Here is a 13,503-nt window from a genome sequence, read left to right on the forward strand (position 1 = left end):
CCTGTAAAGATAACCGCCTGTTCATGAAAAAAGCCCCCCGATTGTTCGGGAGGCCTTTCAAAATTTTAGGGTTTAGGGTTTAGTTGCTCCGCCATTCTAAACCAGCGAAGCAACGATAAACCATAAACCCTAAACTCATATACCGTTTACCCCAAATACGTCTTCAGTGCTTTGGAGCGCGACGTATGCCGCAGACGGCGGATGGCTTTTTCTTTAATCTGACGAACCCGTTCGCGCGTCAGGTTAAACTTCTCGCCAATTTCTTCCAGCGTCATGGCATGTTCGCCGTTGAGACCGAAGTACAGGGTAATGACGTCTGCTTCCCGCTGGGTGAGCGTTGACAGGGCGCGCTGCACTTCTTTCCGCAGAGAGTCGTTGATCAAACCGGAGTCGGGCTTATCCTCTCCGTCGTTTTCCAGGACGTCCAGCAGGCTGTTTTCTTCTCCCTGCACAAACGGCGCGTCCATGGAAACGTGGCGACCCGAAATCTTCAGCGTATCCACCACCTCGGCGGCCGTAATGTCCAGCACCGCAGCGAGTTCTTCCGGTGACGGTTCCCGTTCAAACTTCTGCTCCAGGTCCGAGAACGTCTTGGAAATTTTGTTCAGCGAGCCTACCCGGTTGAGGGGCAGACGCACAATCCGGGACTGTTCGGCCAGAGCCTGGAGAATCGACTGACGGATCCACCATACGGCGTACGAAATAAACTTAAAACCCCGGGTTTCGTCGAAACGCTGCGCGGCTTTGATCAGACCGAGGTTACCCTCGTTGATCAGGTCACCCAGCGACAAACCCTGGTTTTGGTACTGTTTGGCTACCGAAACCACGAAACGAAGGTTCGCCTTGGTCAGACGTTCCAGCGAAAGCTGGTCTCCTTCCCGGATTTTCTGAGCAAGCTGAACTTCCTCGTCCGGGGTTAGAAGATCCACTTTACCAATCTCCTGGAGGTACTTGTCCAGCGATTGGCTTTCGCGGTTGGTAATTTGTTTTGAAATCTTTAGCTGTCTCATGTACGGAATTCGCTATTGCTCAGTGTAAACGAAATCATTTCTTGATTCTGTACACAAAATTTTAACAACTCACGACGGATTTTTGTTCACCGGCTTCGGCAGCAAAGCCTTGCGCGACAAACGGAATTTTCCGGTTTTTTTGTCCACTTCAATCAACTTGACGCGTACTTCCTCTCCCACTTCCAGAACGCCGTCCATGGTCTCCAGCCGTTCCCATTTAATCTCGGAAATATGCAACAGACCATCTTTACCCGGCAGGAACTCGACAAACGCCCCGAACGGCATGATCGTCTTTACCTTGCCGTCGTAGATTTCGCCCACTTCCGGTACGGCCACAATGCCGCGCACGCGCGACAGGGCCTTGTCCATACCTTCCTGATTGTTTGAGAAAATGCTGACATAACCGGCGTTGTCGCGTTCTTCGATGACGATCGTCGTGCCGGATTCTTTCTGGATCTCCTGCACCACTTTGCCACCCGGTCCGATAACGGCACCGATAAACTCCCGCTCGATTTTCAGCGTCACCGCCCGCGGCGCGTGCGGCTTCAGGTCCGGACGAACCACCTGGATGGCTTTCTGCATTTCGCCCAGGATATGCAGACGACCGGCCCGGGCCTGCTCCAGAGCCTGCGCCAGAACTTCGTACGAAAGGCCGTTGACCTTCATATCCATCTGGCAGGCCGTGATGCCGCTTTCGGTACCCGTCACCTTGAAGTCCATGTCACCGAGGTGATCTTCGTCGCCCAGAATGTCGGACAGAACGGCGTATTTGTCGGAGGTTTCGTCCGTAATCAGGCCCATGGCGATACCCGCCACCGGCGCTTTGATTTTCACCCCGGCATCCATCAGCGCCAGCGTACCGGCACAGACCGTAGCCATCGACGACGAGCCGTTGGACTCCAGAATATCGGACACGATCCGGATCGTGTACGGGTTATCGGCATCAGCCGGCAGCACTTTTTTGAGCGAACGATGCGCCAGGTTTCCGTGGCCGATTTCGCGGCGGCCCGGTCCCCGGTTGGGCTTCACTTCGCCCGTCGAAAAGCCGGGGAAGTTATAGTGCAGCAGGAATTTGGAATACCCCTGGTACATCGCCTGGTCGACGATCTGCTCGTCCATTTTGGTACCGAGCGTCACCGTGGTCAGCGACTGGGTTTCCCCGCGGGTGAACACGGCCGAGCCGTGGGCCATCGGCAGGTAATCCACGTCGCAGGTAATCTGCCGGATTTCGTCCAGCTTCCGGCCGTCCAGACGGTAGCGCTCGTCGAGCACCAGACGCCGGGAAGCTTCCCACTGTACGTCATGGTAATACCGCTTGGCCAGGGCCAGTTTCGCGGCATCCACTTCGGTTCCTTCGGGGAACAGCTGCTGTTTGAATTCTTCAAAAACCGCTTTGAACGACTCGCTGCGGACTTTTTTGTTGGCATTGGCCTGTTTAGCCACCGCCAGCGCCTTCTCGAACGTCTGCCCGTGAACCAGCTGACGAAGTTCTTCATCATGGGTTTCGTGGCTGTATACGCGTTTCTCCGTTTTGCCCGTCTTCGCCTCCAGCTCTTTCAGCGCGGCAATCTGGGTTTTGATGGCTTCGTGGCCAATCTTCAGGGCTTCGACCACCTCTGCCTCCTGGCACTCCTGCATTTCGCCTTCCACCATACAGATGTCGTGCTCGGTTGCCCCGACAATGACGTCGAGGGTGGCGCGGGCGAGATCGGAGGTCAGCGGATTGATTTTGTATTCACCGTCAATTTTGGCCACCCGGACTTCCGAGATGGGGCCGTTGAACGGAATGTCGGAAACCGAAAGGGCCGCCGCCGCTGCCAGGGCTGCCAGCGCGTCGGGCAGCACTTCCGCATCGGCGGAAACCAGCAAAATATTGACCTGCGTATCGGCGTGATAATCTTCCGGGAACATAGGCCGCAGAGCCCGGTCAACGAGGCGGCAGATCAGGACTTCATGGTCGGACAATTTGCCTTCCCGGCGCTGGAAGCTACCCGGAATACGGCCGGCAGCCGCGAACTTTTCCTGGTAATCGACGGAAAGCGGCATAAAGTCGACGCCTTCTTTGGCTTCCTTGGCCGACACTACCGTGGCAAGGAGCATCGTATCGCCCAGGCGAACGACAACCGCCCCGTCAGCCTGACGAGCCAGCTTGCCGGTTTCAATGGTAATCGTACGTCCGTCGGGAAGTGCAATGGTTTGGGTGATGATTTGTGACATATTCGTTAGCTAAAACACACAACAGCTTGGCATCCATGCCGCCTGAGGGCGGTCTTACTTACAGCAACTAAATTTTCTCTCGATCCGCTTTAAACCGCAACAATTTTAATCTTTTATAACACGAAATCAGGGAACCTGTAGACAAGTTCCCTGATAATCGTTTTTGGCTACCTTATTTACGCAGGTTCAGTTCTGCAATAATGGCCCGGTAGCGGCTGATGTCCTTCTTCACCAGGTAGTCCAGCAGTCTTCTGCGCTTACCTACCAGTTTGAGCAGACCCAGACGGGTGCTATAATCGTGTTTGTGAACTTTCAGGTGCTCCGTCAGGTGGTTGATCCGGTACGTGAACAGAGCAATCTGAGATTCGGCCGACCCAGTGTCACCCGGATTTTTCTGAAAACCCTGGGAAGCAAAGATTTCTTGCTTTTTCTCGGTGTTTAAATACATCGTCAGACAGCTTAATTAATTGATAAAAAAGATTTAATCGCAAAATTACGACTTTTTCGCTTTCCTTTTACAATCTCAGCTGTTTTTTTGGCCAGAATTAGCGGGTATACAGGTCGCCCTGCGCAATGGCGGCTTCGTATTCGCCGCTGATCGTCTCCAGGAATTTCCCCGTCACCCAGCCGACGTCCGAATTGCGGATAAACACGAATCGCTTGGCGGCCGGGCCACCGGCGTAGCTTTTCATCACGGCCTCCAGCCATAACGCCCCGGCGATGAGCTGCTTTTCGCCAAGCTGGTCGCGGAGTGCGGCCAGATCGCGCTCGGCCCGGGCCCGGACGGAAGCGTCCCGGACGCCTTTCAGATCAGGTTTCAGCAGCGCCTGGTAATCCGTCAACGCCAGCTTCTTAAATCGCTCCACCTCCTCCGGGGTAATGACCACCGCCGTCGTGCCCGCCCGTTCCGGATGCAGGCAGGTAACGACCGCCCGGGGAATATCCCCTCCTAACCCGACGGTTCGCCGCTGCCTCAGCCCGGCATCCGCTCCGCCGAGGCGACGGACAAGCGCGGTATCCGCGACGGCCTGCACTATACGTTGCGCTTCCCGCCGGAATTCGTCCCGGTTCATGGACTTCCGGGGATCGATCGCGGTCACCAGCGACTGAATACCGAAGGGCACGTTCACCGGCTGAAATTTGCGTCTGTCGGCGAAATACCCGCCCGAGGTCACTTCATTGCCCAGATGCAGGGCGGACGTGGACGACCACACTTTCCGGGGAACCGCCCCGAAGGTAAAGAGTTCGGCCTCCCGAACAGGCGAAAGCGTTGTGTCGAGCCGGAAATTGCCGGCAGGAAGCAGTTTGGTCAACTGGCTGTGAAGCTGTTTGCGGCGGGCCGGGCTGGCGGCCAGGCTGTTGCGGACATCGCTGCTCAGCGCAATGAACACCCGCTCCGGGGGAATCTGATAGCGCTGGATGGAATCGAGGCAGATCCGGATCGGGTCCGGAACCGCGCCCGCCGATGGATTGGCACTGGCCAGGAAGTAGGAATTGGGAAACTCCGCCTGGAGTTTGATGTCTTTGTCGTAAAAGTCCGTTTCGTACCGGGTTTTGGCGATCACCAGCTTCACCTGGGAGGAGCCGATCTGGATACCGGCGTAATAGTTTTTCCCGGAAATATCCCGAACCAGTTCGTTGACGGCCCAGGCGCTGGCCACGAAACGAAGCTTTTCGTACCGGGAACGGGCAATGGTGAGGTAGTAAACGGAGCGGGCGCTGTCGGCCTGGTCTTTATAAGCCAGTCCCAGCAGTTCGTAGCCCACGGCGCTCCAGTACAAATCCGAGGAGCGAACGGTAGGCAGCGCCCGGACCAGCAGGTCAATGGCCTCCGGCGTTTTGTCCAGTTCGCGAAGCGTATTGGCCAGTTTGATAAACTGAATGGCCTGCCGGGTGTTCCTGGCAGGTTGAGCCTCGGCCAGGATGCTGCCGCACAAAAGCAGCATCCACAAGGGGAGAAAACGGTTCATAACACGGAGCGATATAAAAGTTGGCAATCATTGACCAGACTTCTTATTCAACTCCCGTTCAAGTTCACTTTCCCCAGAAGGGTCAACGGGAGGCGCCGCCGTTCGGGACTTCGGTTGACGACCAACCGCCGCCGGTTTGGGGGCTACCCGCCGACGCACTACCGACTCGCGCACTATACGTACGGGTGGAATGCGGGTTTTGGATTTCTCCGCCTCAACATTATTTGGTAAACGCGTTTCCGGCGCCTTGAGGCGCAGGGGAATGGTCCGTTCTGCCTTGAGAGAGGCTTGCGGACGTTCCTCCACCCTGGCCGTTTCGCGGACCGGGGCGGCTGCGGCCGGCCTGGCAACGGAGGCACTGGCCGGGGGCGCTGTCGGAAGCGTACGGGCACTTTCCGGACGGCTCGCCTTCGCATCCGGATTCGACTCCCGCTTCGGTTCGGCTACCCCGGTGGGTTCTGCCGGGGTAGCGGGAACCGGCGTATTTTTGAGGACCACCTCCTCGCGGCACAGCGACGGCACAAGGGTACAGCGGTACTGGTAACCTGCCCAGCCTAGGCCCGCCAGCAGTACGGCACCTCCCCAGACCAGCGCCTGCCGCCGGGTCGGCAGAAAAGCGGTCAGGTCGAAGGACGGCAGCGAGCGGCCCGCGCGCAGCCGTTCCCACCAGATCAGGTACACATCCTTGTCGAACAGACGCGAATCGTTGCGCGCCTTCTGCATGAAGAACAGCCCAACCGGAAGCAGACTGGCGTTGGCCAGCCAGGCACCCATCGGCACCCAAACCAGCCCTTCCTTGGCGTATTTGTCCCCGGTCAGCGTCAGCACGTAGAGCAGGATAAAAAAGAGAATGGACACCAGCACCGGAACGCCGAAGCCTCCTTTTTTAATGATCGCTCCCAGCGGCGCGCCGATCAGGAACATGATAAAACAGGAAATAGCCTGGGTAAACTTGTGATGGCTTTCCAGTTCATAGCGGAAGACCACTTTTTCCTTTTCCCGGAGGTACACCTCGTTCGATTCGGCAAAGGAAAGCACATTGCGTGCCTGTCCGAGGGCCATTTCCCGCATTTCTGTTCTGGTCTGCGGCTTCAGCGGCAGGGCCAGCACCGAGTCCACCCATTTCCCGCTTTTGATCGGCTTGGGGGTCGTCACGGTTTGCTCGGGCTTGAACTGGTAGGAGTAGTACTGACGCGACGTCGAAGCGACGCCGGTTCTGGCCGATTTAAAGTCTTTTTTCAGCGAATCCGTCAGAACCGACAGTTCGTTGAGGTTTTTCATGTACTCGTGGTACTCGAACTGCTGCTCATCCGTTCGTTTCAGCCCGAAAGATGCGAGGCTGATGACGAGCTTGTAGTGCCGGAAGGAGTTTCGCAGGAACTGCGCCCCCGACACTCCAGTACTGGTAAACGAGGGCCGGGAATTGTCGGAGTACTCCGTATAATCGTTTCCGTTGAAGAGTTCGAAGAACAGGTACTGCTTGTCGGCAGAGGTATACATCCGGCCCGAATCGGCCAGAATGATTTCCCGGTTGCCGGTCTGCACGCCGCTTTCCTGGTGTTTATAGATCACCAGTCGTTTCAGCGTCACATTGTCCTTCATCTTCTTGTCCGCCTTGATGCTGTAACCCGGCAGGTCGTTGTAAAAAATTCCTTCCTTCAGGTTGAGCGTAGCTTTGGCCGATTTGATGTCGTAGAGCAGGCTGTAGCCTTTCAGGTTGGCCCAGGGAGCCACCTTGTTGTTAAACCAGAAGGAAAAAACACTGATGCAAACGGCCACGGCCAGAATCGGCCGCAAAATCCGGGTCATGGAAATGCCTGCACTTTTCATGGCCGTGAGCTCGAAAAACTCACCCAGGTTTCCGAACGTCATCAGCGATGACAGCAGGACGGCAAGCGGAAGGGCAATGGGAACAGTATTCAGACTAAAGTAAAAAAGGACCTTCCCAAAGGTGAGTAAATCGATGTCTTTCGAGACAAACTGATCGACATAGAACATCATCAGCCGCATCAGAAAGATAAAGATGACGACACAGAGGGTCAGGAAAAAGGGCCCCCAGAAGGACTTCAAAACAAGCTTATCAATCTTTTTTATCATCCGCGATCAACTCCCGACAATCTCTTTTAACTTTTCAATTAAACCCTGCCACATCGATTTAAGTTCTTCCGCGTCGGTATTCCCGGAATAGTCGACGATTCGCAGAAAAGTGGACTGGGTAAGTTCACTGACGTCAACGCGAAAGTCGATGTAGTTATTATCGGACCGTTCGCCGTCGGTGCCGTTCAGAAATTCGAAGCGAACACTTTTGTTCTGCCGGATGGATACCTGGCGGGCCGGATGGCTTTCGTCATCCCAGTAAAAATCATACAGATGATTTGGCAGGACGTTCACCCGGGACGCAAACCACTGAGAAAGCCCAGAAGCGGTACTGATGTAAGGAAATAGGACTTTGGGGGAAGCACGCAGTTCGTATTCAGCAACAAATTTATATTTCTCCATTTTCGCGCGTTTGTTTGGTCATATACAGGAAATAAGGGTCTGTTGGCAAAGGTAACAGAATTTTGAAATGCTCAAAATCTTCGCCAAAATCAAAAAAAAGGTTGCACAAACTGATTTTTTCGCTACTTTTGCACCATCAAATGACGGCGGGGTAGCTCAGATGGTTAGAGCGCAGGATTCATAACCCTGAGGTCACGGGTTCGATTCCCGTCCCCGCTACTGCGTACAGGTGCACATCCCAAAGGTTGTGCACCTTTTTTTGTGCCCGCCTTTCTCCCGCAGGCCCAAGGCCGGGGATTGGAAAATTCTGATAAATTTTCCTTTTTTTACCGCTCCTTCCCTACGTTCCTCACAGGCGCAATCCCGGAAAAAGTTAAAACCGCTTTCAGCGCCTCCCGGCTCCGGTCAGTGTTCCGCTTTCCGTTACCGGGCCACCCGGCGACGAACATAAACAATAACACATTAGTAGATAAGTTCTTGTATAAGCACTGGAGAATCGTACCCTGACGGACTTGCCAAATTCGGGGAGCAATGGCGCAGCTTTTTGAAGGACCCGTCGTCAGAAGTCCTATTTTGTCCCGGCCCGCCCAGGTGCCGGAAACCGCCAATTTTTGCGGTTTCGATTCCTCACTAAGTCTATTAATTAAAGCCTGTCCGGTGGCGGAGTAGCTTCCCGTCTGAAGGCAACCAACGGCTGGGCACGGATGACCCACGGCAACGGCGGGCGTACCCGGCTCCTGAACTCTCCGGTTTTGGCAACGACTTTTTGCACCAGTTTTTTCGGTGAAGAGGAAAAGCCGTCAACGGCGTTGGAAGAATTTTTATTTTATGAACCGCTGGCCGGGTTCGCCTTCGGGAGAGGAGTTAGAGTTGCAACGAGCCGATTCGCTACGGCCTTGACGAACCCGGCGTTCGTCCTGCCTCTGTGAGCCGATCGGTTCCGGCAAGACAATTAATGGAGCATTTCAAATACGAGTTGTTTCAGGATATCCGCTTCGGAGAGCGTGGGCGCATTCACCCCCTTGGAAAGAGCATCCGCCTTCCTGAGCGAAGCCATGATCGCGGCGACCTTCCAGAGCGGATAGGCCCGGGCCGCCATCAGGTAATCCTTCACAAAATACGGGTTTACGCCCAGTAAACCCGCCAGTCCCTTCTCCGACTGGTCCCGAGAGGCCTGCACCATCAGGACCTTGGAAAAAAACTGGTGCAGCAGACTCAGCATGGGCGGCAGCGGATTATCTTTTGGATTGCGCCCGAAGTAGGCCACAATGCGGTTGGCTTTGACGACGTCGCGCTGGGTCAGGGCTTTCTGCAGCTCGAAAACGTTGTATTCCTTGCTGATTCCCACGAGGCGCTCCACCGTTTCGGCGGTTATCTCTTCGCCCGGACGCAGATTGAGAAGAATCTTGTCGATTTCACCGGCCAGCCGCTTCAGGTCGTTTCCAATGTTGTCCATCAGCATCTGAATGGCCTTCAGACTCACTTTGGCTCCCTGGGCACGGCAGTAATCTCCGATCCAGTTCGGAACCTTGTCATCGTACATTTTTTTGGACTGCACGAGCACCCGTCCCCCGGCATCTTTTCCATCGAAGGCTTTCAAGATGGGGGCCGGCACCATCCGCTTGTCTTCCCGGCTGTCTTTATGACACAGCAGCAGAATGGTCGATGGCAACGGATTGCGGAGGTAGTCCAGCAGCAGTTCGTATTGCTTTTTATCGCGGAACCCGCCGAGGTCCTGCGCCTCTTTGACAATAACAAGCTGTCGCTCCGCCATGAACGGGTACCGGCGGACCATGTTCAGCACCGCCCCGACATCGGTATCTTTTCCGAAAACGACGAACTGATTGAAGCCTTTCTCCGCTTCCGGAATGGCATGGGATTCTACTTCATCCGCTATTTTTTCGATGTAGTACGGCTCGTCCCCATGCACCAGGTACACAGAGCTAAACTTCTTTTTTCGAATATCCTTGAGAATCTGCTCAATAGCGGGTGTCATACAAATGCAGCAAAAATCAATCGGGCGAGTTGGCCGCCTCCTCTAACCAGCGGTCGCATTCCTGCTGAAGAACGGGGAAAAACGCCGCGAAACCATCGGCAAAAATAGCATAATTTGCGGTCAGGCAGACCATCGCCTGGTCCAGATGAGAAGGAAAAACCGTCCGGCGGGTCATGCCCCGGAGGGCGCGGTCGAGGCCGTCCAATGTCTGATAACCCACCAGCCAGTTTCCCCGGATCATGTACTCGGCCAGCCGCTGGGCAGGTGGCGGCATTTTACCGGCACTTCGGGTCAAAACGGCGTAAAAGGAATCCACAAACGGTTCGAGCGAAAGCCCGGTCCGGGTCTGAAAGGTTAAGGCCAGAAAATGGTCGTAGATCAGGTCGAGGGCTACGCCGGCGTACTTGTGGCAATACGGGTGGAGCAGCGTTCTTAACCCGGCCGAAATCGGATGTTCATCCGTCAGGGTGTCGATCCGGCGATGCAGCCGGACTCCCTGCTGCCACGCCGCCGGTAACCCGTGCTTTTCGTGGGCGGGATCGCCTTTGATGAAATCACCGATAAAATTACCGAGGATGATCGCCTCCTGCGGACCGGACAAAACAGTATGCGCCAGAATATTCATAAATGCGGGTCGCCGATCGCAAAGGTTGCCTCGAAACCGGCCGAGGGCTGGTAGGCTTCCACCTGCACGCCGAATTTTCGTAAAAACTCGACTCCTTCGTCCACCCCGATTCCTTTGTAGCGGGCGTACGAATGCAAATAAATTACCTTGGCGATTTTCATGCTGTAAATAATCCGGGCGCAGGCGATGCAGGGCGACAGCGTCACGTAGAGGGTCGCCCCTTCCACACTCGATCCGTTCTTGGCCGCATACAGAATCGCGTTCTGCTCCGCGTGCAGCGCCAGCGAACAGCTTCCCTTGGAATCCCGCGGGCAGCCGGTGTCCGGAAATTCCTCGTCACAGTTGTGCGTCCCGGCCGGCGGTCCGTTGTAACCAATGGAAATGATGCGTGTTTCCTTGGTTAAAACGGCGCCGACCTGGGCCTTGATGCAATGCGAGCGCCGGGAAAGATTCACGGCCAGCTCCATAAAAATATCTTCAAAACGGGGCTTCAGCCGCTCGTCCGAATGTGAAAGCTCCTGATTCAAAGGGATACGATGGATCGTTAATGTAATTCCTATTCGATTTACTCATTTATTCGATGCCATCAAAGCTTTGGACTGAAGCCACGAGGGTCGGTTGGTTACCACCCGGGCCTTCAATTCGTTCAGCAAAGAGTAGAGCCCGAAGTAGGTCCGGTTGATGTAAAGGCCGTGCTGCGAGCCGCGGGCGACCTTTGAATTTTTCAATTCTTCAACGCGGGATAATTCATCGGCGAAGGCGTACACGGAATCGAAGTAGGAATCGTCCCCAAAATCAAACTCCTGAACGCTGAACGGCTTGCCCAGCAGGTAGATCATCTGCTTGAACAGGTCCGAAAAGAACACCTGTTCCCGCGGGCTGTCTTCCGGAACGATGAATTCCAGGTTGCGGAAAATCTGCACGGTGGCCTCTTCTTCATCCAGCGTGTCGAAATTGATGAGCCGGAAGTAATTGTCGTAAAAGAAGTCAGGAATCACTTTTACGCATCCGAAGTCAATGACGCCCATGGTGCCGTCCGGCCGCATCAGAAAATTTCCGGGATGGGGGTCGGCATGCACCTGCCGAAGCTGGTGAATCTGGTGGTCGTAGAAGTCCCAGAGCAACTGCCCAACCCGGTCCCGAATTTCCTGGGACGGATTGGTCCGCAGAAAGTCCTTCAGGTGCAGGCCGTCCAGCCAGTCCATCGTCAGAATGCGTTTACTGGAAAGTTCCGGGTAATAGGCCGGAAACACCAGCCCTTCGATATGCGAACAGGCGTTGGAAATTTCCACCGACCGGCGGAGTTCCAGTTCATAGTCCGTTTCTTCGAGCAGCTTGGACTCCACCTCCCCCATGTACCGGTCGATGTCCCGTTCGTTGAGACCCAGCAGGGAGATTGCCAGCGGTTTGGCGATCCGCAGGTCCGAACTGACGGAGTCGGCCACCCCGGGGTACTGCACCTTGACGGCCAGCTTTTTGCCGTCTTTAGTCGCCAGATGCACCTGGCCGATGGAGGCGGCATTGACAGCCCCCATCTCAAAGGTATCGAACAACTGCTGCGGCGATTTCCCGAAAAAGGTCCGGAACGTCTTCACGACCAGCGGCCCGGAAAGCGGCGGCGCCGAATACTGCGACATGGTGAACTTGTCGACGTAGGCCCGCGGCAAAATGTTGCGGTCCATGCTCAGCATCTGGGCCATTTTCAGCGCGCTGCCTTTCAGCTCGCTCAGGGTACTGTAAATATCGGCGGCGTTATCCTTGTGAAGTTCGTCCTTGGGCAGGTCAGGCTGCACCAGCTTTTTGCTGTAATGCTTGAGGTAGTTTCCCCCAACCTTAATACCCGCTTTCACAAACTGACTGGCCCGCGCAACCTTGGATGTGGGAATCTGATTTTGCTCTTTCATGAGAAAAGGAGTGAAAGAGTGATCCGGCGAACAATGGAAAGGGCAGATTGGCCCATCACCCGTTCGCTGAATCACTCATTTATTCTGGTAAATAAACTTAGCCAGGTCGAACAGCGAGTCCAATGGCGTACGGCCTATCAGATCGAAAGCGGTGTTGACGCTTTTTTCAATCGCCGTATCCGTCCGCTCGAAGCCTTTGCTGACATCATTGATCCAGAAATCGAGCAAAAACAGGGTTTGGGTCCAGAGGCCATCGACGTACCGGTCGCCGAGGAACGGCCGTGGTTCAACCTCTTTGCTTTCCCGGCCTTCGGCCAGCAGGTCGCGGGCAAAATCGTAAAACGCCTCCCGAAAAGGTTTCAGGATGGGGGAAGCGGCGGGGCGATTGGCCGCCCGTGCCCGAAGAACCGGATTCTGGGGTCGGGCCGTCTCGCGGAGGCGGCCGTAGCTGTACACCGCAAAGCTTCGCTGGGATTTGAGCACTTCAAACCAGGTGAAATAAAAAGCCAGCAGCTTTTCGCGAACCGAATAGGTCTGGTAAACGGCATCCTCTTCGACCGTCTGCCGGGCCTGGGTAAAAAATGCCAGCCAGACATCGGCTTCAATGGCTTCGAAGGAAGTGTATTCCTCGTAAAATTCCGCTTCGGTGAGCTTCAGTTTTTTGGCGAACTGGTAAACGGTAGGGGGCGGTGTGCCTTTTTCAAGTACAAATTCCGTGTATGCTTTACGGATTTTCTCGAGCTTTTCCATACTGGAAAAACGTCCCGTTTCCTCAAAAAGTTTTAACTTTTCATATTAACAAACTGAAGCGGAAACTCCTGCACCATCCGCCTCAGCACAGCAATAACCGCCTGCAGTTCATCGATCTTTTTGCTGGTCACCCTAATCTGGTCATCCATCATCTGGGCCGTCACTTTGGGGGCATTGTCCTTGATGATTTTCAGGACTTTACGCTGCTGCTCCTTGTCCAGTCCCTGCCGAACCTTTAGGTCTTTCTTGAGCCGGGTTCCGGCCTGCTCGGGTTCCACGCTGAAATCGATGCAGCGCCCATCCAGTCCCTGTTTGATGATCCGGCTTACCAGAATATCTTCGATGGAGCGCAGGCTCATTTCGTTGTCTGTCTCTACCCGGATGGCGGGCGCTTTTTTATCCAGTTCAACGACGGTTTTGCTATTTTTCAGATCATACCGGGTTGTAATTTCCTTGACAGCTACATTCACTGCATTGTCCAGGGTCTGCATATCGACTTTGCTAACGACATCAAAGGAGGCCATACGAAGAT

The 13,503-nt window shown here is 54.9% G+C and carries 11 protein-coding genes, 1 tRNA gene and 1 pseudogene; 1 reads left to right on the forward strand and 12 read right to left on the reverse strand.

Going from position 1 to position 13,503, the window contains the following annotated elements:
• Positions 1-146: 146 nt before the first annotated feature.
• The 6 genes and pseudogenes from ORG26_RS22775 to ORG26_RS22800 form a co-directional block, all read right to left on the reverse strand.
• Positions 147-1,010, reverse strand: coding sequence for a sigma-70 family RNA polymerase sigma factor (locus ORG26_RS22775; protein WP_234733861.1), 864 nt, complete (start codon positions 1,008-1,010; stop codon positions 147-149).
• Between the two features lie 69 nt (positions 1,011-1,079).
• Positions 1,080-3,227, reverse strand: a complete 2,148-nt coding sequence (gene pnp / locus ORG26_RS22780) for a polyribonucleotide nucleotidyltransferase (RefSeq protein WP_266365963.1) — start codon at positions 3,225-3,227, stop codon at positions 1,080-1,082.
• Between the two features lie 172 nt (positions 3,228-3,399).
• The gene (gene rpsO / locus ORG26_RS22785) at positions 3,400-3,675 is read right to left on the reverse strand and encodes a 30S ribosomal protein S15 (RefSeq protein WP_266365964.1); all 276 of its coding nucleotides are present in this window, start codon (positions 3,673-3,675) and stop codon (positions 3,400-3,402) included.
• Positions 3,676-3,772: 97 nt separating this feature from the next.
• On the reverse strand, positions 3,773-5,197 hold the full coding sequence (locus ORG26_RS22790; protein ID WP_266365965.1) for a tetratricopeptide repeat protein: 1,425 nt from the start codon (positions 5,195-5,197) through the stop codon (positions 3,773-3,775).
• A gap of 648 nt (positions 5,198-5,845) precedes the next feature.
• A pseudogene (locus ORG26_RS22795) lies at positions 5,846-7,291 on the reverse strand (LptF/LptG family permease); the annotation flags it as partial.
• A gap of 9 nt (positions 7,292-7,300) precedes the next feature.
• Positions 7,301-7,696, reverse strand: coding sequence for an START-like domain-containing protein (locus tag ORG26_RS22800; RefSeq protein WP_266365966.1), 396 nt, complete (start codon positions 7,694-7,696; stop codon positions 7,301-7,303).
• 145 nt (positions 7,697-7,841) lie between these two features.
• Here ORG26_RS22800 and ORG26_RS22805 point away from each other — a divergent pair.
• Positions 7,842-7,915, forward strand: a tRNA-Met gene (locus ORG26_RS22805).
• Positions 7,916-8,648: 733 nt separating this feature from the next.
• Here ORG26_RS22805 and holA read toward each other — a convergent pair.
• The 6 genes from holA to ORG26_RS22835 all read right to left on the reverse strand — a co-directional run bounded on the left by holA (position 8,649) and on the right by ORG26_RS22835 (position 13,495).
• The gene (gene holA / locus ORG26_RS22810; protein WP_266365967.1) at positions 8,649-9,692 is read right to left on the reverse strand and encodes a DNA polymerase III subunit delta; all 1,044 of its coding nucleotides are present in this window, start codon (positions 9,690-9,692) and stop codon (positions 8,649-8,651) included.
• A 16-nt stretch (positions 9,693-9,708) separates the two neighbouring features.
• On the reverse strand, positions 9,709-10,317 hold the full coding sequence (locus ORG26_RS22815) for an acyl carrier protein phosphodiesterase (RefSeq protein ID WP_266365968.1): 609 nt from the start codon (positions 10,315-10,317) through the stop codon (positions 9,709-9,711).
• Positions 10,314-10,784 (reverse strand): deoxycytidylate deaminase, encoded by a 471-nt coding sequence (locus ORG26_RS22820; protein WP_266369464.1) that lies wholly within the window; start codon positions 10,782-10,784, stop codon positions 10,314-10,316. The genes ORG26_RS22815 and ORG26_RS22820 overlap by 4 nt, the downstream gene beginning before the upstream one ends.
• A 102-nt stretch (positions 10,785-10,886) precedes the next feature.
• Positions 10,887-12,221, reverse strand: a complete 1,335-nt coding sequence (locus ORG26_RS22825) for an ABC1 kinase family protein (protein ID WP_266365969.1) — start codon at positions 12,219-12,221, stop codon at positions 10,887-10,889.
• Positions 12,222-12,296: 75 nt separating this feature from the next.
• Positions 12,297-12,971 carry a TetR family transcriptional regulator C-terminal domain-containing protein gene (locus ORG26_RS22830; RefSeq protein ID WP_266365970.1) on the reverse strand — a complete coding sequence of 225 codons (675 nt, stop codon included), beginning with the start codon at positions 12,969-12,971 and terminating at the stop codon, positions 12,297-12,299.
• A gap of 32 nt (positions 12,972-13,003) precedes the next feature.
• Positions 13,004-13,495, reverse strand: a complete 492-nt coding sequence (locus tag ORG26_RS22835) for a YajQ family cyclic di-GMP-binding protein (protein WP_266365971.1) — start codon at positions 13,493-13,495, stop codon at positions 13,004-13,006.
• Positions 13,496-13,503: the final 8 nt, after the last annotated feature.

The sequence above is a fragment of the Tellurirhabdus rosea genome (genome assembly GCF_026278345.1).
In the GTDB taxonomy this organism is placed as follows: domain Bacteria; phylum Bacteroidota; class Bacteroidia; order Cytophagales; family Spirosomataceae; genus Tellurirhabdus; species Tellurirhabdus rosea.

What these genes read in the sequence shown, in the direction of transcription:
- holA (WP_266365967.1), bottom strand. Translation starts at nt 9,692, where the DNA reads ATGACACCCGCTATTGAGCAGATTCTCAAGGATATTCGAAAAAAGAAG.
- rpsO (WP_266365964.1), bottom strand. Translation starts at nt 3,675, where the DNA reads ATGTATTTAAACACCGAGAAAAAGCAAGAAATCTTTGCTTCCCAGGGT.
- ORG26_RS22830 (WP_266365970.1), bottom strand. Translation starts at nt 12,971, where the DNA reads ATGGAAAAGCTCGAGAAAATCCGTAAAGCATACACGGAATTTGTACTT.
- ORG26_RS22790 (WP_266365965.1), bottom strand. Translation starts at nt 5,197, where the DNA reads ATGAACCGTTTTCTCCCCTTGTGGATGCTGCTTTTGTGCGGCAGCATC.
- ORG26_RS22775 (WP_234733861.1), bottom strand. Translation starts at nt 1,010, where the DNA reads ATGAGACAGCTAAAGATTTCAAAACAAATTACCAACCGCGAAAGCCAA.
- ORG26_RS22815 (WP_266365968.1), bottom strand. Translation starts at nt 10,317, where the DNA reads ATGAATATTCTGGCGCATACTGTTTTGTCCGGTCCGCAGGAGGCGATC.
- ORG26_RS22820 (WP_266369464.1), bottom strand. Translation starts at nt 10,784, where the DNA reads ATGGAGCTGGCCGTGAATCTTTCCCGGCGCTCGCATTGCATCAAGGCC.
- ORG26_RS22825 (WP_266365969.1), bottom strand. Translation starts at nt 12,221, where the DNA reads ATGAAAGAGCAAAATCAGATTCCCACATCCAAGGTTGCGCGGGCCAGT.
- pnp (WP_266365963.1), bottom strand. Translation starts at nt 3,227, where the DNA reads ATGTCACAAATCATCACCCAAACCATTGCACTTCCCGACGGACGTACG.
- ORG26_RS22800 (WP_266365966.1), bottom strand. Translation starts at nt 7,696, where the DNA reads ATGGAGAAATATAAATTTGTTGCTGAATACGAACTGCGTGCTTCCCCC.
- ORG26_RS22835 (WP_266365971.1), bottom strand. Translation starts at nt 13,495, where the DNA reads ATGGCCTCCTTTGATGTCGTTAGCAAAGTCGATATGCAGACCCTGGAC.